Below are 20452 nucleotides of genomic sequence, written 5' to 3' on the forward strand. Positions count from 1 at the left end.
CTAGGACATTCACAAAAGTTTCTGTAGCCTAGCTACCTCAAGCAATATGAATGTTAGGATTGACTTTTCCGGGGCATCCTTTTTCTAGAGGTTTGATGAGCCTTTCAATTTCTTCAGCAAACCGCTGCCATTCTCGTAAGGTTTCCGTAGCCGAAAGCATGATCCTGCCTTGGCTCAGGAATTGTTCCATTTTCTGGTCATCAACAGCCTTAGAGAATAAATATCCCTGGCACAGTTGGCATCCCCAGGCTTGCAATACAGCCATTTGTTCCGGAGTTTCCACACCCTCTGCAATCACCTCTAGTCCCAGGGTATGGGCTAAATTGACAATGGCATAAGCAATTTTTAGTTGATCCTGAGATTCATCGATCCCCTCAATGAAAGAGCGATCAATCTTCAGCGTATGAATCGGAAAGTGATATAGGCGACTGAGCGAAGAATACCCAGTTCCAAAGTCATCAATACATAATTTGATCCCCAATTCGCTAAGTTCTCTCATTTGGGGAACCACCACCTCTGCATATTCAGCAATAGTGCTTTCCGTCAATTCCAGTTTTAACCTACAGGGATCACAGCCAGTTTCTTCCAAAATTGTCTGAACCTTATTAACTAATTGGGGGTTAGTTAATTGATACGTCGATAGGTTCACACTCATAAATGGCTGTTTTCCCTGGGGAAACATTAACTGCCAACGGTGCAATGTTTCGCACGCGGACCGCAGCACCCACTCTCCAATCGGTTGGATCAGTCCAGTTTCTTCCGCAATGGGGATAAATTGACTAGGAGACACCCAGCCTCGCTTGGGATGTTCCCAACGTATTAAAGCCTCGCAGCCGATAATCTCTAGCGTCTCCAGGGAAATAATCGGTTGATAGTGTAGTTGCAATTCCTGACGTTCAATGGCATGACGCAGATCATTTTCAAGCTGCATACGATCCCAAGCCTGGCGGTGCATCGTAGGGTTAAATATTACATGACAGGCTTTTCCTTTCCTTTTCGCTTGCGATAACGCTGTGTCTGCATCTCGGAGAATTTCTTTGCCGTTGCTATAGCTGACATTACTGATCGCAATACCAATGCTAACAGTGCTAAAGACTTCCTGTTCCCCTAAAATAATAGGTTGTTGTAGATGATATTGGATGTTTTGTGCCGTCTGGGATATTTGGGTTAAATTGTTGAGGTCATCAAACAAAATAGCAAATTCATCTCCCCCCAGACGCGCTACAGTATGCCAAGGTGGGATGCACTCCCTTAATCGTTCTCCTACCCCCTCTAATAGGCGATCCCCGACTTGATGACCGAGACTGTCATTAATTATTTTGAACCGATCTACATCCAAAAGTAGTACCACAAATTGGTATTCGGGATCTTCTTTTGCCCGTTCTACTACTTCGTCCAGTTCCCTCATAAAGTAGGATCTGTTATATAAATCAGTTAACCCGTCGTGGGTTGATTTATATATCAGTAATCTAGCTTCCTCACGTCTCCGTCGTTTTTTGTCAGCGTCTAAAACTGGCCGTTGACTTTTGACAATTTCCTTATGTCTTGATGGCTCGCACTGCCATATACCAGACAATTCACCTTCGTTATCAGAGGTATTTAGGGATGATCCACCGGGTAGATGTTGGTCTTCTGAAACATCCTTAAATCTATGGAAAATGGTGTTATTCTCCTCATTAGAGCCTTCACGAATAGTTTTGGTAATTTGCATAATACTTGGGTTTTTACTGAAAAATTCATCGGCTGTATACCCGGTGTTACCTGTAAATAGCGGGTTAACAAATGTTATTCTGGGTACGACTGGCTGGAAATTATAAATGGCAATACTTAGAAAATCCTGAGCATTTATAGCTACTGCACTTAATGCTTGCCATGCTCTTCCCGTTGGCTCAACTTGCCGATTTCCACCCCCCCACAGCAAATTACTTGATGGGATAGAGACTGCTGGGGAATTTTGCCAGTTTCCCCAGTTATTTGGAGGGTGTGAAAAATTGTTGCTGTCCATTTTAATTGCCTCATGGGATGGACATTGGTACTTTCCCAGAAATCTCAGAAAGACCAATTAGTTTGTACAGGTTGAATCATCTCTAGCGATCGCCATATAACCAGACCCTTGCACGAACCCCTTACTTATACAGACAATGTATAAGAAATTTGCCAAGATGCCTAAGATTTCCATTCTAAATTTACCAAAATTGACTTAACAGACCCTGTTTTTGAAGATCTGACCAAAGTGAACACCGAAAACCTTAGACTCTCATTCTCAAGAATAGCAGTTATAGTTCACAAACCCTAACTGCAAATCTTAAAAAATTGTTGAATTCAATACTTGGCTAGGGAACTTACGCTATCGATTATGATTCATAAGTTAACAGAAGATTGTATAGCAGTTAACCATTAATTAAATCTTGATAAAAAATGAAACTTACTTCCCTAGTCAAATATTTACCAAAGGTTAAATTCACTTTCTTGGGTTAGGCTCTTAAACAGTGAGATTTCCACCATACATAAGTCTAGGAAATATTATATCGGGATATGAGACCCAAATAAATGTATCTATTCATACAAAAGGCCAAAAATGATCAAAGCATGGAGAGGAGGAACGGAGGAGTTATCTTTCCTCCCCTATTTATAAGGTACTGCGGTTTTCTCGGATCAATATAGCTTAAATGGGTCTGTCAGGGCTATAATGGTTAACTGTGGGTTAAGAATCAGAGTCTACTGGAGGACGCAAAAGGGTCAAGTGAAAATCTTGGCGGACTACAGGATTTAGATATCGACGCTGTAGCTGAGTCCAGCTCTGCCATGATTCATAGCGCTTTTGGCTCATCTGATTTGAGAGGGTGGGTAGACTTTTCTTGAGATCGGAACGCACGATCGCCACCAAAACGGCTTCGAGTACCATGGTATCTTGAATATCACCCAGGCATTCTTGCAGATCTTTCATATCCTGGAGATAGGCTTGATAGGTAGACCCGTAAAAGTCGGTAAATAGGGCCATGAGGTAACGGACTCGTTTGGCTTGCTTGCGTAAACTGTGTAAGACATCCCCGTGAGTGGTCAGGAGTTTCTCAAGTTTTTTCTTGGTAATGGTTTTTTTAGGGGTAGTTTCCTGGGAACTGTTTTCTGTGGACTCGGACTCGGTTTCTAGTTTGTCAATACCAAACAACCAACCTTGATGTAATAATAGCTGACTGACTTGCGGGAGTAATAAATCTGGTAATACCCCCATAATCGGCAGCTTTTCTATGGGGGTATAAACGGGAAAATCTAGCCAGTTTTGCAGGTCTTGTTTAAGGTTTTTATATGTTTGATGTGCCAAAGTAGCCTGAACTTTTTTCAAGGCTTTACCCCGTTGCTTAACTAGGCGAATTAATACCTTGTCTAAGGTGGGTTTTTCGGCTTCGGTTAAGGTGGGATAATATTGATTATTCAAGGCTTCGATCATAACATCAATATCTCGGAGTTCTCCCAGACGACGTGCGATTTTCCCTATGTTGTCATCGCTGGCGGCTTTGGGTAAATCTAAAACGGGTGCAAAACCAGTGACAGCCGATCGCAGTCTTCTCATTCCCACCCGCATTTGATGTAATTCTTCTGGATCTTCATCTTGTAACACGGCGGCTTCATGGCTGAGGACTTTGTTTAGATATTTCTGAATCCCCAAACTGGCCCATTCCCCCAGGGTGTTGGTTTGAGGTGAGGTATCAATAGTCATTTTTATCTGTCCAACTAAAATTTTGAGATACTTTTCACTATAACAGAATCATTTGTGTAGATGATATCCCCATTTCCCCAGTGTATAGTAGCGAGGTGTTCACCAGGTTTCTGAGAATAGGAATAAATGGCTGTGGGTGGCTGAAAATGCGATAAATTCTGGACAGATGGGGGGCGCAAAAATTTAACCTTTTCTTAACCCAATTTATCCCAAATTATGCTGTGTGAAATCCCTAGATAGGATGGGGATTTGTGATCAGGTGCAGCCCCACCAAAATCCCAGGCTATGATTGAATGGGGGAATTGAGACGATCGCCTTCAGATCTACACTAATTCCGGCGGGTGGGAAGTCGGAGAAGATTATTTATTGGCATTTCTCCAGATAGTATTGAGCGACTGTATCGCTGGGGTCTTGGGTGAGAATCGCTTGAAAGCATTTTAAGGCTTCTTGAATGTTGCCATTTCTCCAGCAACGAGTACCGCGATCGAACACCGGACGGGTGAGAATTTTTTGGGGTGACACCGCATAGGTTTGACTAGCTAAAACCTCATAAATTTCTAAGGGTTCTTTTTTGCCTCTGGGGGTGACACAATCAATCCAGCGAGTTTGGAAAGATTCGTTATTTTCCGGGGATTGCGTCATTAATTCAGCCGTATCAATAGCGGATTTGCTGGCAATAATTTGACAGCCATAAATTTTAGTCAATCCTTCTAATCGGGAGGCGGTATTAACCACATTACCGATAACGGTAGAATCCATGCGGCTATTTGACCCCAAAGTGCCAATCATGCCGATTCCGGTATCAATGCCAATGCCAATTCTGATAGGGTCTTTGATACTAAAAAGATGGCGATCGCGATTAAATTTGCGTAAACTATCCTGCATCAGCAAAGCCGAATTTAAGGCATCAATAGCATGGGAATTTGTCATATCAAAAACCGCCATAATTGCATCACCCAAATATTTATCAATAAAGCCATTATGGGAGGATATACAATGACTCATCTGGTTAAAAAAGGCATTTAACCACTCAAAGGTTTCTCTAGCTTGTTGAGATTCAGCGATCGAAGTAAAACCGCGAATATCACAAAACAAGACAGTCAAGTGTTCTTCCGTGACATTTCCCAGTTGAATAGATCCCACCCCCTGGGGAGCAATCCGCTTTAAAAATTGTTGGGGTACAAATAGCTGAAATTTGTTTGATAAATTTTCATTAATCTGCCAAGCAGCCGAAAACTGGCGTTGATTTTGTTCCTGAACTTGTCGCTGTAACTTCACCTTAGCAGTATCATTCCGCATTTTATGTAATTTGATGATATTATGAATTTTGGCTAACAAAAGTTTGATATTAATAGGTTTAGTGATATAATCATCCCCCATTTTTTCCAAACCTTTTAAGCGGGATTCCTCATCATCTAAGGCTGTCAAAAAAATGATAGGAGTAGTTTGCAAAATGTCATGTTCTCGGAGGCGATCGCAAACTTCAAAGCCATTCATATCCGGCATCATAATATCCAAAAGCACCAAATCTGGCGGGTTATTTGTAGCTAGTTCAATCGCCCTAGGTCCCGATTCTGCTAAGGTAGTGTCATAACCTTCCGCCATCAATAAATCTTCTAATAAAACCAGGTTAGCCGGTTCATCATCAACCAAAAGAATATGTAATTTAGTTTCAGACATAGGTAAAACGGTGGGGGTAACTGTTTAATACAGAGTAAATTCACAAAATCGACTGATAGATATGCCAACATGGCTGTATAAACATTGATAATTGTATCTTTCAGTAGATGCCCCTACCAACCCGTATTAAAATAAGTCATTAGGTAGCTATACTCACTTAGGGATGTTGTCCTAAGACTCCAGGAAGTTTTTGACAGTTGCCAATACCTCGTCAACATCAAGGGGTTTACTCAAATAACCATCAGCCCCAGCAGCCAGACAGCGTTCACGATCGCCCGACATAACCATAGCCGTAACTGCGACCACCGGAACGACTTTCCATAAACTGCTTTGCTTGAGTCGGCGTATCAGTTCAAACCCATCAACTTCCGGTAGTTGAATATCCATTAAAATCACATCAGGCAGCAGTTCCGGTTTTGCCATAGTCGAGTTAATCATATCCAACATTGTATTACCATCAGCAATCAACTCAACCTGATACCCTTCCAATTCCAACACTTCAGTAATTAATAACTGATTAAAAGGCTGGTCTTCCACCACCAAAATCCGAGGGCAGTCTACCTTATGTAACTTAGGGGTTTCCGGTTCTGGTGTAATTACCTCCTGCCTTTCCGGTTCAGGATTATAACTTTTGGCTAATTCCCGTCGCATCTCAGTTAGAGGTAGCCATACCCGGAAGCGACTGCCTTGATTAACCTGAGACTGCAAAGATACCGTGCCGCCGTGCAATTCTGCCAAACGCTTAGTTAGAACCAATCCCAATCCCGTACCTTCATGGCGACGAGTTAGGGAAGAATCTATCTGTTGGAAAGGCTGAAATAATAAATGCCATCTGTCCTGGGGAATGCCAATACCAGAGTCCTGTACTTCCAAACATAAATAAGGGGTACTGTCATTAATGGGAGAACAGTCAGGGCGATAATCTCCTTCTATCTGAGAGCCATAAGCTAGGTGTCCGCTTAGTCGCACTTTACCACCTTCTGGGGTAAATTTAATGGCATTGGAGAGCAAATTAATCATAATTTGTCTGACCCGTCGCTTATCTAACAAAACTTGGGTGATGCGGTAGTCTGATTCTAAAGACAGGGCTAGACATTTTTTATCAGCCCGAGGTTGAACCATTTTCAGACACTCGCTACAGAGTTCGTGGATGTTAACGGACTCCAGGTTTAACTCGGTTTTGCCAGATTCTATTTTGGATAGATCCAGAATGTCGTTGATCAAATGCAACAAGTGCCAACCACTTTTTTCGATAAATTGGACTTGGTTAAGCTGGCGAGAGTTGAGAGTTCCAGAGTTTTGGCGTTTGAGTAAATCCGCAAAGCCTAAAACGCTGTTAAGGGGGGTGCGTAATTCGTGAGACATGGAGGCTAAAAATTCGGATTTCAGTTGAGAGGCGCGTTCTAATTTTTCGTTGCTTTGACGCAAGCGTTCTTGGGCTTCGGCGCGTTCTATGGCGGTTCCCAGGGTTCGACAGGCGGCAAATAACATATCTAATTGCGGATATTCCTGCATTTTGGTGAGATCCCGTGATTCGAGGGTCAACACGCCGATGATTTCTCCGTTGGTAGCGGGAATGGGAAAAATTCCTAGTTGACCAATTCCGGGATGACGAAAGGGGGAGAAGGCTTTGGGATGGTTGGCGTAGTCTTTGACAAATCTCGGTTCACCTGTTCTAACTACATCCCACAGTAGACCCTCGCCGTAGGGGATTCCTTGGCTTAATGCGGCTTTCATTTCGGCGACGGCGGGTTCTCCATAGGTGGCCACAAAATGACCGGAAATTTGGTTTCCTAGCATCCCAGTGATGCGATTCTCTCCCTCTCCTAAAATTACTTTGACATCCCCAAAGGCTGCATTGGTGGTGTGTACTAGATAGTTGAGCGCAAATTGGGCGATGTTATCGAGGTTATCGGAGTCTTGGAGGCGTTCGTTTAGTCCCAACAGAAATCTTAGTCGTCGCACTTCGGTATTGAGGCTCAGTTGGGTGTTGCGATGGTCTGTGATATCTCTAAAGGTGAGTAAACGTCCCCCTGATGCTGTGGTCTGGCTGTGGACTTCGAGATAGATTTGATTATGTTGTTGGATGCAAAATGAGATTTCGCCTCTCACGCAGTCGCGCAGGGTTTGTCTCAGGTGTTCCCAGTCTGGCTTTAACCAAAGTTTTTTGGAGGTGATTTCAGCACAAATGTCATCGAGGGAGGGTTGGGCGGCGAGTTGGTCAACAGAAATTCCCCAAATGGCGGCGAGTTGGGGATTGAATAGGATTAGGCGATCGCTGCTGTCAAATAGGGCGATCGCCTGATCAATCTGGTTTAAAATCAAGATCTGCTGGTCTTTTAACTGCTGTATATCCATTCTCGGCCCTGAAAAAGTCCCAATTTCGGGTTAACTCACACCTACTTTATAAAACTTAACAGAAAATTGAACGGGTTAACAGTCCGCCGCCAAAGAGGGAACCAATCAGCAGCTAAACCACCCCAGGGGGCTGTCAAAAGGAATCGGCGGCTAGAGGCGCGATGAATATGCTTAGAATTACATTGAGGCCCAATGTCCGCGCCCTAATGTCTCGGTCTGACAAAAAAAGCCCCAGCCAGCCTTGTGGCTACCCATAGAAGCCGGTTTGACTTCCGCCCCCTGGGTGCATTGCTTCACCAGAAATCGAAACGGAGGCTATTGATATCTCCCCGGTGACTTGGCTTTGGGGGGCGGGGAGCATTTCTCCACGGAAGTCTAGGATGCTCACCAATAACAAATAAGCGATCGCTAAAATAATCGAAATGGCTCCGGTAATATAAGCAACTACTTTAGAACGTTCCATTCTCAATCAATTACAAGTTTCCACCATCCCACCCAGTATATACTAGACCATGGACAATTGAACATCACATTAACCATCATGTCGGGGCGGGTTCTGCTGTCAATCCTCAATTCCCACAGAAAAGATTGCCCAACCCGCCCTACACCCACAGTAGGGGCGACCTATTTTTTCAAGGCTACCACATCAGCAACTACCCGGACCAGCCCTCTCCCAGAGTTCGGGAGAGCCAGATTTAGAGGGTTTCATTATCCATCAATTACCTAGGTATTAGCGGTTATAACGGTCATCGCGATTATAACGATCATGGCGATTATAGCGGTCACCGCGATTATAGCGGTCTTGGCGATCGCGCATTCTTTCAAAGTTGTCGCGATAGCGCTTTTCCCATTCCTGTTTCTCACGACTGAGGGTGCGTTCTAATTCCTGGTGAGCTTCTCTAATCACCCGTTCTTTTTGGCTTTGAGACAAACGCTGATTGTGGGGCTTGTTCATCTCATCTCGCATTTCCGATTCTAGCTGCTCATGTCGCCGCCGGCTATATTCTTCAAAATCTCGCTCAAATTGTCGCCGCCAATCATCATTATTCCGATTAGCATTCCGATTAGCATTCCGATTAGCATTCCGATTAGCGATCGTCAATCCCGCTTCTCCTCTGGTAGCTTGTTGAGTAGAATTACCATAGGAAATCATAGAGTTAGCCGGGAGTTGTAATCCTCCGGCTAGTAGAAACGTTGTCAGAACCAAAATACCTTTCATTGCTCAATTCTCCATAATTTTCAGATTAATTGACAGCCCCATGGGAAATGATTACGGTTTCAGACTAACGAAAATCCTGGTTCATTTACCCATACATATATACTACCATTTTGTCAATAGGATTGACCAAGTTTATAGTCGATATTGGTGATCACAAAGTTCCCAATCAAGTTCCCAGGGAGGACCATGAGCCGTATAAGGTACAGCCCCCCATATTTAAGTTCACAGCAAGGGGTAAAATAGGAGATTGAATAAAAATGAATCGATTTAGTTCAATCTGTAGTTAACTATTAGAGGTTACCTTGGCTCATCATCAAGATGCTATCGCGCCCCACGGTGGAAAGCTAATTAATCGCATGGCTAGTGCCGAACAACGGGCCGAACTCCTAGACAAAGCGGATACTCTCCCCAGAGTACAACTTGACGAGCGATCGCAGTCCGATTTAGAACTAATTGCGATCGGTGGTTTCAGTCCCCTAACCGGGTTTATGGAACAGGAGGACTATACCAATGTCGTCCATAATATGCGACTGAGTAACGGACTACCCTGGTCTGTTCCCATCACCCTATCGGTTACCGAAGAGGAAGCGGCGCATTTGTCCGAAGGCAGCCTAATTCGTCTGGACTCACCAGAGGGTAAATTTGTAGGAGTTCTGGAACTCACCCAAAAATACACCTATGATAAAGAACAGGAAGCCATCCACGTCTATCGCACTAATGATAACAAACATCCGGGAGTAAAGGTAGTTTATGAGCAAGGTCCGGTCAATCTCGCCGGTCCTGTATGGTTACTCAAACGAGAAGCGCACCCTTTGTTTCCCAACTATCAAATTGACCCCGCTGATAGTCGTTCACTCTTCCGAGAAAGGGAATGGAAAACCATCGTCGGGTTTCAGACTCGCAACCCTATTCACCGCGCCCACGAGTATATTCAAAAATGCGCCCTAGAAACTGTTGATGGTCTATTTCTCCATCCTCTGGTTGGCGCTACTAAGTCTGATGATATTCCGGCTGATGTGCGGATGCGTTGTTATGAAATCTTGATGGAACGCTACTATCCTCAAAATCGGGTGATTTTAGCGATTAATCCGGCTGCTATGCGTTATGCTGGACCGAGGGAAGCGATTTTTCATGCTATGGTCCGCAAAAATTACGGCTGTACCCACTTTATTGTCGGGCGTGATCATGCGGGAGTGGGGGACTATTATGGAACCTATGATGCCCAGCACATCTTTGATGAGTTTGAACCAGCAGAATTGGGTATTACTCCCATGAAGTTTGAACACGCCTTCTATTGCACATTGACTAAGGGTATGGCTACCAGTAAAACTAGCCCCAGTAACCCAGAACAACGGATTCACTTATCAGGAACCAAGGTTCGGGAAATGCTGCGACGGGGGGAAATGCCACCCCCAGAGTTTTCTCGTCCAGAAGTGGCGGCGGAACTAATTAAGGCCATGAGGGTTCCCTCAGAAGCATAATTTCACCAAACCCCCCTATCCCCGTCTCTGGGAGGGGGGAGTAGAAAATTCTCGACAATGGCAGAGTACGCGCTAGGATAAAAATGTAGGGATCGGGTTCAACCGAATTTCATCGGCGGGAAAGCCCCCAGGCTATTGTACAACTATCTCAGGCGCAGGTTCTCAGCTCTCTGGTTATGAACACAAAAAACATTCACCTCCCCGTGTCTGGGAAATTATCACTTTGTTGGGTGCGATATTATCTAGTTATAGGAGTGAGACACAAGGACTATCAGGAGGGTAATTAGTGGCAGATTTTGTTTTGCAATATCAGGGGTCTAATTTTCAGAAAAAAATATCCTATTTTAGATAATAATGTTGATGGGAATAAAAGTTAATTTACGGCATTTAATCCCATTACAACAAAAACGCGTGACTAGATTTAGAGAATTTGGTCAGCCTTGATGGATTTAAGTTTCAGGGTATAGATGGATTAGGAATAATAGATCATGGCATTAAAGCGACGGCAATTTCTAAACAGATCGGGTATGCTACTGGCAGGGTTGGGACTAAGTGAGGTGGCTTGGTGGCAACTAGGCGATCGCTACCAGCAGGCGATCGCACAACCCAACCATCGGAAACTGGCTCTGCTAGTGGGTATAAATCAATATCCGAAAGTCTCCCAACGTCATATACAACCCCTATCGGGATGTGTCACGGATGTAGAATTACAGCGGGAACTTTTAATCGGTAGATTTGGGTTTAACCCCTCAGATATCCTCGCCCTTACTGATAAGGAAGCGACGGGGGAAAATATCGAAACTAGCTTTATAGAACATCTAATTAACCAAGCTAAACCAGGGGATTTGGTAGTTTTTCATTATAGCGGCTATGGCAGCCATGTAGCTGGTACTAATCCCAACCCTGAGCTACCTAATATTAAACACTCCCTAATTCCCGTTGATGTCACCCCAGACCATAATGGGGAACCAATTAACGATATTATGGAGGATACCCTGTGGTTATTACTGCGATCGCTGAGGACTCAACAAGTAGTCACAATTCTGGATACCAGTTATGCTTATCCTGGTTATTCTCAACAGGGAGTCCTGAGAATCCGGACAGCCGCCAGTCCCAATTCTAGCCAAATTAGCGATCGCACCATTACCCGACAACAAGAATTACTACAGCGCCGCCAAATTGACCCCAAAGAACTAGAACAGCGTCGCCTCGGAGAACTTCCCGGTATAGTGTTAGCAGCCAGCACACCCACCCAAATGGCTACAGAAACCACTTGGTCTGAACTCAGCGCCGGATTATTTACCTATAGCCTAACCCAAACTCTCTGGAATGCCACAGCCACCTCAGACTTGAAAGAAAGTCTAGGTCGTGTAGCCGGAGCCGTAGAACGTATCACCGGACCGAACCAGCAACCTCAGCTTCAGCGTCAAGGGAGAATGACTGAAGACTCGCCTTCACCCATGATTAAGCTACCACTAAAATCACCCCCAGTCGATGGAATTGTTACGACCGTGACGGGGGATGGAAAAAGTACGGAATTGCTACTAGCGGGTTTACCTGGCTGTGTACTGGAATCGGGAGATGTTAATTCCCTATTTGCCATTGTACCAAACACTGAGAGTACAGAATCTAAGGTGCTGCCAAAACTTCAAATTCGCGGATATAACTCATTGCACGCTACCGCTGAGGTACTCACATTAGAAGTTGGTGGTATCAAGTCACCTGCCGTTGAATCTGGCCAATTTATTAAAGAGACTATTCGGGTTTTACCTCGCCACATTGACTTAAAAATTGGTCTTGACCCTAAACTCGATCGCATTGAAAGGGTCGATGCGACCAGTGCTTTGTCTAGTGTTGCTGATGTCTCTATCACCAGCAACGACCAACCCATGGATTATCTACTGAGTCGCGTTCGGGATACTACTATTGCTCAAAATTCGACTGCTCCCCTGAATTCATTATTCCAAGGGCATTATGGTCTATTTTCCCCCGGTCAAGTGGTGCTTCCTGATACGGCCGGAGAAGGAGGAGAAGCCGTAAAAGTCGCCGTACAGCGATTAGTTCCCCAATTGAAAACTCGATTAGCCGCTAAGTTGCTGCGTCTGACCGAAAATGAACGTTCCGACTTACTCAAAGCCAAAGTTACCCTGGCTATGTTAACTCCCCAGTCAAGGGCGATCGCTAAACGAGAAACCCCTGATTTATCCCATCAGGGAACCGAACAACTCATCCTAAATGCCTCGAATCATAGTAATTCTACCCCAGGGTTAGCGCACCGTTCCGAAACTTTTGGTATACCGACTATACCAAAGGAAAGTCGCATTCAGATGCAATTGCAGAATAATGGTGAACTCCCCCTATATTTCATCATGTTTTTGTTCGACAGTCGTGGTCAAACATACGTTTATGATGCTACTAGACCTCCCATAGTTGAGACTGAAGACAGTTCTATGATTTTACCCCAGGTTTTACGGGTAGAGGCTGGTAAAACCATGAGTATCCCCCCAGCTAATGTTAATGGCGGAACTAGCAACACCGAAACCCTAGGAGAACTGGTGCGGGGTCCGGCTGGATTGATTGAAACCTATCTAATTATTAGTCATTTCCCTTTTACTCAGACTTTACCAGCTATTAGTCGTGGTTTAAAGCCAACTTCCATAAGTTCACCAAATGGGCTGCAATTGCTATCTAATCCTTTGGAAGTTTCCCGCGCTGTCTTGGAAGATTTGGCAAAAGCTAGTAAACTAGGAGTTGAACGTTCCGGGATTTCTACTGATAATCTCGCACTAGATGTTAATGCTTGGGGAACCTTTAACTTTGTCTGTCGAGTTGTGTAAAACTTGTCAGGAGTTGAGAAACTTAATAGTAGACAGTTATTTCTGTTTTCTATCCGGTTTCCTATCTTGTTAGTCAGGGTTAGAGAGTTTCTGATAGCATCAGTAGGAGATGTTCATGAAAATTTTAATTGTTGAGGATGATAGAAATGCAATTATTCCTCTGATTGACGAGTTAAAAGCCTATCACTATATTGTTGACTTGGCGGTTGATGGTCATACCGGATTGGAACTCGCTTTAGAATGGAATTATGATTTAATTATCCTTGACTGGATGCTTCCCGGAATCAATGGACCAGCAATTTGTCGTCAATTGCGCGAGCAAGGTTTTCTCAAACCGATTTTGCTTTTAACTGTACGCAATCTTAATGAGGATATCATTACCGGATTAGATGCTGGCGCTGATGATTTTGTTTCTAAACCTTGCAGTCCGTCTCAGCTTTTGGCGAGAATTAGGGCTTTATTAAGAAGGCAAAGTTTACCACAATCAGCATTACAATTGACCTGGGAAAAGTTGCAGGTAAATGAAACTTCTGCACAGGTTTATTATGATAACCAACCCGTTGATATTAAGCCCAAAGCCTATAATTTACTTTTGCTATTTCTGAAAAATCCACAGCGGATTTTTAGCCGTCAGGATATTATCGACCAACTCTGGTCTTTTGATAATGAACCTAGCGAATATGCGGTCACTAATTTAATTAAAGACCTGCGCCGAACCCTGAAAGATGCGGGGATGATGGGAGATATTATCGCCACTGTCTATGGCTTGGGATATCGCTTAAATCCCCCCCCAGAAACGGAAGATTATTCGGGGAAATATCTGGATAATTCAACATCCTTAATGCCGAAATCCACCCATAATCTTGAGGAAGTTTTGGCTAAATATCAAAATTCTTTTGGCGAAGAGGTAAGTTTTTTAGAAAACCTGTTTTTAATTAATTATTCGGATGATTCTATCTCGGAAATTTCCCAAAAAAAGGCTCAGGAAATTGCTCATAATTTGGCAGGAAGTTTGGGTTCTTTTGGCTATCAACGAGGTTCGGAATTAGCCCGTGATATCGAAAACTGCTTGAGAAATGATGATGGCTTATGTTTTATACATAAAAATATCAGTATAATTCAAGACAAAATCCGGGAATTATGTAATGAAATTAACCAGTCTCCTCAACCGATATATTGCCACATTTGTGCTTCATCTAATCAAATTTTGCTGATTGATGCTGATCGAAGTTTAGCGGAACAATTACAAGGTCAAGCTGGCGCTTGGAACTTAAATATAGAAGCGGTTTCCACTTTGACTAATGCTAGACAGTGGCTGACCAAAACTCTCCCTGATGCGATTTTATTAGACCCCCATTTGTCAGAGGAAGATTTGACAGGATTTGATTTCCTCAAGAACATCGGACAACGTTTCCCGGAAATTCCTATTTTGATTTTTACTTATGAGGATAACCTGTCGGAACGTATTATGTCAGCGCGTTTGGGGGCTAGACGATTTTTGCACAAACCCGTTACGCCTCAATACATTTTTGAAGCGATCGCCCAAGTTCTCCCCAAACCCCCCAGCCGAGATGCTCGGATTCTGATTGTAGAAGATGATCCTATCTGTTTGCAAGTTTTGCGAAATATCCTCAAACCCTGGGGATTTGATCTGATTTGCTTGAGAGAACCTAACCAATTTTGGCAAGTCCTAACCCAAACTCTCCCGGATTTATTAATTTTAGACGTACAAATGCCTACCTATACGGGTTTGGATTTGTGTCAGGTCGTCCGACAAGACCCGGCTTGGGAAGAGTTACCAATTTTGGTGGTCACTGGACATCAAAGTTCTGATATGATCCAAAGGGTTTTTGAAGCTGGCGCAGATGATTTTATTACTAAACCAATTATTGGCCCGGAATTAGTCACCCGCGTTATGGCTCGTATTGAGCGATCGCAACTGAGAAGAAAAGTTAAACAGATCCGAAAACAGTCTAGGTGAGTTATCCATCATAGCCGCAGCTACTGACCGAGATTGTCAGAAAGAAAAACCCAGCCCCCACTTCCAGCCCACTAGGGACTAGATATTTAGGTCTCCTACTCACCCAGAAAGGGCATGAACCCTTGAGAGCTTTTGGTTCCCTAAACTATAGGTACCAGTTCTATATGGGTAGACTGGGCTGCATATCAGGGTCTATGTGTCATAGTAACAGCAAAATATAAGAAACTTATAAAATGATATCCAAAATTTTGTAAAGCCCACACCCTTACCGGATTATGGCCAACCTTTCCCAATAGTTCTGTCTGTTTATCGATTTCAGGTAGCATCTTCTGATACCGCCTGACTTTTTTGGCGGTCTGGGAGGGTGACGACTTTGGCTGTGGTGAGTTGTAAATACGCCTAAGTTGTTGAGGTGGGAGGCGGCGGGGAGTAGTTGGGAGTGGGTGAATTTGAGCGATCGCACCATTTCAACCTAGTTAAACACATCCCCTATTGCTTTTCAGATTATCTGTGGGGTGATTATCTGTAGGCTGAGGTTGGGTTTCCCAAGCTACAATTTATGATTTTTTAGTATGTCGATGTGAGCGATTACATCAGATGATTATAAACTTACAACCCTTTCAGTCATCATGCAATATAATTTCCCTCGTCCCTATCCCGGGGGGAAGAAGGGTTTATGGTGCGGGTAATGTTTTAAGTAAGTGATTTCCCTGCTGTAAAGACATTTTTATAAGGATGATCAACTGGGGGGGGAACCTCCACAACCCAGTTGAAGACATTAACACAAATTGTGATTAAATATATTTCTGTTCATACAAGCTGATTCAACGATTCTTAATGAATGTGATAATCTTATCAAGAACTATGAAGGTTTGTAACATTTTATAAATTTACTGATCAGGACTATTGTATTCAAGCTATGTCATGCTAGGATATGAGGTGTAGTCAGGTATAGAGATTTGGAACTCTATCCAAATCCAATTATGTATTCAGGCGAACTTTTTTGCATGGTGTGATTCTTATAGACTATTGCATTCTACCTAAAAATTAATTCCCGACTCTGAAGGAAAACCCATCGGATTGGGAAGTTGCGTTGTGGAGTAAACGATAATGTCTAAAGCCAAAATATTGCTAAACTTATCAATGGCTGGTGTAACCGTCTCAGCAGCCGTGGCTCTCACCAGTCAACCGGCTGTTGCCAATACCACCTTTCGATGTATTCCAGTCGGAAACGGTTATGCCACCATTGCTGTAGCTAGTACCGGACACGAAAGTAAACCTCTGATCACCTGGAATAGTCAAGCCTTTATAGCAGGTGGCTATACACCCCAAAATCGCTGTGAGATAGTCAGTCAACGTTTAACCAGTGCTGTGGCTCAGAATGGAGGGCTTTTGAGAGATTTGTTGTTAACGACTGGAAACGTTAATGGCTATGATGTCGTCTGTTGGGTAAATAATAGCAGTTCCATTTGCAACCCGAATAACCTCTTAGTAACTATTTCTCCTGGTCGCAGTGCGGGTGAGTTTCTGGGTAACTTTCTCAAGATGGGGGCTAATCCTATGGGCGAAGGAACACCGGGTCAAGAAAGCGTGCGTCGAACCACTGTCAGATTTGGTGAACTGGTTGAGCGGGAGTTAGAGGAAGCCAGAAGGCAAGGTGGGGGTCATAGTAACCCTGGAACCACTCCCGATCCTGTGCGTCCTCCCAATGATCCGCCCGTAGTTTTTTAGTCAATTTATCAACTCCAAATCCCCTTAATTTTTTAAGATTGTGATGCCTAAATCTAACCGTCAATCTTGGCAATTTTGGGTCGGGTTCTTGCTTGCAGCAGGACTGGTCCTAGCAAACACTTCCGGGTTGAGAGCCTTTGACCACCAGATAGCTGAGTCTATGGTTCAAAATCCTTTACGCCCCGCATCACCATCTGTCGAAAGTTCTGTCCTCCAGGTAGCCAAACAGGTGACGGTCAGAATTTTGAAAAATCAGGGAGGTGGGTCTGGGGTAATCATTGACCGCCAAGGGGGAACCTATAAAGTTCTCACCTGCGACCATGTTGTTGTTAGCGGGAGTCAAGATCAGACCTATCAAATCTTGACTCCCGATGGTAAAACCCATTTGGGGCGACGTCGGCCAATGTCGGGTTTGCAGGGCTTAGATTTGGCGGTGGTGGAGTTTACAAGCTCAAACCATTATCAAGTTGCAGTTTTGGGGAATTCTGAAGAGATTTCGATTGGAAAACCAATTTATGTGGCAGGATTCCCCAACTATCAACCCCGAGATGATGGTGGTCTGCATATTACCCATGATTGGGGACTAAGAGCTTTTCAATTCACAACTGGAAATCTATCCATGCGGTTATCGGGTCCGACCTTGCAACGTGGCTATCAGCTTGCCTATACTAATGCCACCAGTGAAGGCATGAGTGGTGGGCCGGTCTTGAATGCTGATGGTGAACTGATTGGGATTCACGGACGTGGGAGGGTCACGATTCATGGAATTGAGACATTTCGTTTCACCGATGGAACTTTGCCCTCACTGGAACTCTATGAGTATATGTCGCCCTTGAGCTGGGCTGTGCCAATTTCTGCCTTTCAGAGACCCTTGGAACCTAGGCCGACTGGTCGCCCCTTTTCCACCGATCCGACTCAGCCCTCTTTACCTGCGACACCCATGCCTCAGAATCAATGACCAGAGAAAATTTAAGTTTCTGTTAGCCATTCATCATCCCAGGAATTATGGTTAAAAACAACTGGAATATTAGGTTGGGACTTTTAGCGGTTCTGACCAGTTTGTTGGTAATTATTCTCGCCACAATAGCCCCAATCTCAGCTCTACAGTCTGAGGTCGAGCCGGACACTCAATTTCATACCACTGATCAAATTTATGTTACATCGGTGAGTCAATTATCGGATGTTCAGCCCACGGATTCGGCATTTATGGCGATTCAATCTTTAGCGGATCGAGGAATGCCGATCGCTTATCCTGATTTGACATTTCGTGGTAATCGAGCAATCAGACGAGGTGAAGTAGCTCAATGGTTTGAAGGCTTTATCAAAAGGGTATTAGAAACATCAGAGCTAGATAGTACACAGTCCGATTTAGCCACACCAGAGGATTTAGACCGACTTGCACAATCTGTTAGAGCTCTCCAAGAGTCTATACGAGAATTACAGCAGGGAAGTCCTTAACCGAATCTTGCTCCCATGTGAGCTGATCCAGATTTTTTGCTGTTCTTATTTGGCTTGTCTATTATGCTGCGATCGCAATTATCCAAGTTTAAACTAGCTGTCTTTGGTGCAATTTTTGTAGTTGTACTAGCGGTATTTGGGCTGCTAATTGTACCATCAAACCCCCCAGCCCAGGCTCAAAATTTGCCTGTTGATGTTCAACCTACGGATTTCTTCTTTCAATCCTTACAATCTCTAATTGAGCGTTATGATTGCTTTAGCACCTTCCCGGATGGAACCTTTAGAGGCAATAGAGCCTTAACTCGCTTTGAACTAGCAGTCTATCTGAGTTCCTGCATGAATTCATTGGAGCAAAATCTAACAACCAGCGGAACGCATGGGATAACTAAATCCCAAGTGGCTGCTTTGCAAAATAGGATTGATGCCTTACAACAACAAGTCAATCAACGGCGAAGCTCTACCCCAGTTAATTAGCCAGACGTTTTTTAATATTTGCTGGGGATAAACTGATTTAAACATTACGGAAAACATCATGTTTAAACTGAATCTAAAAAATTTGCCAACCATGGTAATAGCTGCGATCGCCAGCCTCTGTATTTGTCTTGCTATCAGTACCATTCGCAGCGATGCCAGTACCCCTTCCCCCATCTGGGAAAACCAGAGAGAACCGATAATCCTAGCAGCTAATTATTCCGAAAATGACATTAACTCCATTGCTAGGGCGGTCACAGTTTTTGTGGGTGGGCAAATCGAAAATCGTCAAAAATTGGAACAAAGTGCTGCAGAGGGTGCAGAGTTCAGGGATGCTGGTTCCGGCGTAATTGTAGCCCGCAGAAATGCAACTTACTATGTTTTGACCAATGAACATGTTGTGCGAAATCGTAATAATTATTCTATTCGGACTCACGATGGCGATTTACATCAAGTTGAAAATATGCTGCCCCCCTATCTTGATTTGGGTCAACAGGATACCACAAAGGATACAGTAACCCACTTTGGGAAATATAATCATCAGAAAAAAACGGTGGATGGTTATGATTTAGCTTTAATCAGTTTTCAAAGCAATAACAATTATCCCGTTGCAGTGGTTGGAGATGCCAACACAACTACAGTTGGAACACCTGTGTTTGTTTCAGGTTGGCCTTTACCAAGCAACCCATCCCAAGATCGAACCCGTGTTTTGAGAGCTGGAGAACTTCAACAAATTCTTGACCCTGCTGATCCGAATGGCAATTATAATTTATGTTATACGGCTGAGACAGCCAGGGGTATGAGTGGTGGTCCTGTCTTCAATGATCGCGGAGAAGTGATCGGCGTGCATGGAGAAGGCAAGGATAATCAGCGCCCTCAATGTTTTGATGTACGTTTGGGAATTAAAATCAATGATTTTATCGATGCACAGGAACAGAAAGGACAATATAGATTAAAAAATGACCTGCGTTTTCCTCCCGCCAACCCCTCAGAATTTGCCAGTGCGGTTACTTATCCAAATGCTGATACTTTGAGAGGAGTAGACTATCAACAATTCTTTGAGATTAGCCCTAATGACCCAGCTTATAAAGCTATTCAATTCGTGAGTCAATATGGCTGCATGGGAGCCTTTCAGGACGGCACCTTTAGACCCCGTCGTGTGGCTACTCGTGGTGAATTTGTCGTGGATATCAATCGCTGTATGAATGGCTTAAAAGAAGTGGCTTCTAAAAGTCTGCCTGGAGGAGGTATATCTCTAGAAAATTTTGATTTTCTTCAGCAATCTGTTGATGAACTTCAACGGGAGGTTGAATCGCTTTCTAATAATAATAATTTGCTGTGGTAGATACAGCCGGGAAGTGACTTAAAACATTACCCTCTCCCTAAATCCGAATCTCAGGGGGGGAGAGGGATGCGATGATAAACTGTTAGTCGGTAAATTGGAGCGATCGCCTTATTTAAAGCTACTATTTAACCTAGTTCAGGATATCCCCTATTGCTTTTCAGATTATGTGATCT

General features: G+C 43.8%; 13 protein-coding genes and 1 pseudogene. 8 read left to right on the forward strand and 6 right to left on the reverse strand.

Going from position 1 to position 20452, the window contains the following annotated elements; all coding sequences use genetic code 11:
• Nucleotides 1-37 precede the first annotated feature (37 nt).
• The 6 genes from XZ46_RS24935 to XZ46_RS24960 form a co-directional block, all read right to left on the reverse strand.
• Nucleotides 38-2005, reverse strand: a complete 1968-nt coding sequence (locus XZ46_RS24935; RefSeq protein ID WP_008055797.1) for a putative bifunctional diguanylate cyclase/phosphodiesterase — start codon at nt 2003-2005, stop codon at nt 38-40.
• A 699-nt stretch (nt 2006-2704) separates the two neighbouring features.
• Nucleotides 2705-3718 carry a CHAD domain-containing protein gene (locus tag XZ46_RS24940; RefSeq protein WP_008055796.1) on the reverse strand — a complete coding sequence of 338 codons (1014 nt, stop codon included), beginning with the start codon at nt 3716-3718 and terminating at the stop codon, nt 2705-2707.
• Nucleotides 3719-4081: 363 nt separating this feature from the next.
• Nucleotides 4082-5398 (reverse strand): response regulator, encoded by a 1317-nt coding sequence (locus tag XZ46_RS24945; protein ID WP_008055795.1) that lies wholly within the window; start codon nt 5396-5398, stop codon nt 4082-4084.
• 171 nt (nt 5399-5569) lie between these two features.
• A complete protein-coding gene (locus XZ46_RS24950; protein WP_008055793.1) occupies nt 5570-7756 on the reverse strand; it encodes a hybrid sensor histidine kinase/response regulator in 2187 nt (728 codons plus the stop codon).
• 247 nt (nt 7757-8003) lie between these two features.
• Entirely contained in the window at nt 8004-8219 is a 216-nt protein-coding gene (locus tag XZ46_RS24955; RefSeq protein ID WP_006668313.1) for a hypothetical protein, read from the reverse strand.
• 267 nt (nt 8220-8486) lie between these two features.
• Complete coding sequence (locus tag XZ46_RS24960) at nt 8487-8975, reverse strand: hypothetical protein (RefSeq protein WP_008055792.1); 489 nt, start codon at nt 8973-8975, stop codon at nt 8487-8489.
• Between the two features lie 302 nt (nt 8976-9277).
• On the opposite strand from XZ46_RS24960, the gene sat reads away from it, so the two are divergent.
• The 8 genes and pseudogenes from sat to XZ46_RS25000 all read left to right on the forward strand — a co-directional run bounded on the left by sat (nt 9278) and on the right by XZ46_RS25000 (nt 20279).
• Nucleotides 9278-10456 carry a sulfate adenylyltransferase gene (gene sat / locus XZ46_RS24965; RefSeq protein WP_006623017.1) on the forward strand — a complete coding sequence of 393 codons (1179 nt, stop codon included), beginning with the start codon at nt 9278-9280 and terminating at the stop codon, nt 10454-10456.
• Between the two features lie 527 nt (nt 10457-10983).
• Nucleotides 10984-13293 (forward strand): caspase family protein, encoded by a 2310-nt coding sequence (locus tag XZ46_RS24970; RefSeq protein WP_228116421.1) that lies wholly within the window; start codon nt 10984-10986, stop codon nt 13291-13293.
• Between the two features lie 115 nt (nt 13294-13408).
• Nucleotides 13409-15274 (forward strand): response regulator, encoded by a 1866-nt coding sequence (locus XZ46_RS24975; protein ID WP_006623015.1) that lies wholly within the window; start codon nt 13409-13411, stop codon nt 15272-15274.
• Nucleotides 15275-16384: 1110 nt separating this feature from the next.
• Nucleotides 16385-17005, forward strand: a complete 621-nt coding sequence (locus XZ46_RS24980) for a COP23 domain-containing protein (RefSeq protein ID WP_006668312.1) — start codon at nt 16385-16387, stop codon at nt 17003-17005.
• 43 nt (nt 17006-17048) lie between these two features.
• A complete protein-coding gene (locus XZ46_RS24985) occupies nt 17049-17963 on the forward strand; it encodes a S1 family peptidase (RefSeq protein WP_006668311.1) in 915 nt (304 codons plus the stop codon).
• 47 nt (nt 17964-18010) lie between these two features.
• Nucleotides 18011-18463 (forward strand): S-layer homology domain-containing protein, encoded by a 453-nt coding sequence (locus XZ46_RS24990; protein ID WP_006623011.1) that lies wholly within the window; start codon nt 18011-18013, stop codon nt 18461-18463.
• 192 nt (nt 18464-18655) lie between these two features.
• A pseudogene (locus XZ46_RS38500) lies at nt 18656-18782 on the forward strand (S-layer homology domain-containing protein); the annotation flags it as partial.
• Nucleotides 18783-19229: 447 nt separating this feature from the next.
• Nucleotides 19230-20279: a S1 family peptidase gene (locus XZ46_RS25000; protein WP_228116423.1), complete on the forward strand. Its 1050-nt coding sequence runs from the start codon at nt 19230-19232 to the stop codon at nt 20277-20279.
• Nucleotides 20280-20452: the final 173 nt, after the last annotated feature.

Source organism: Limnospira indica PCC 8005 (assembly GCF_000973065.1).
Taxonomy (GTDB): Bacteria; Cyanobacteriota; Cyanobacteriia; order Cyanobacteriales; family Microcoleaceae; genus Limnospira; species Limnospira fusiformis.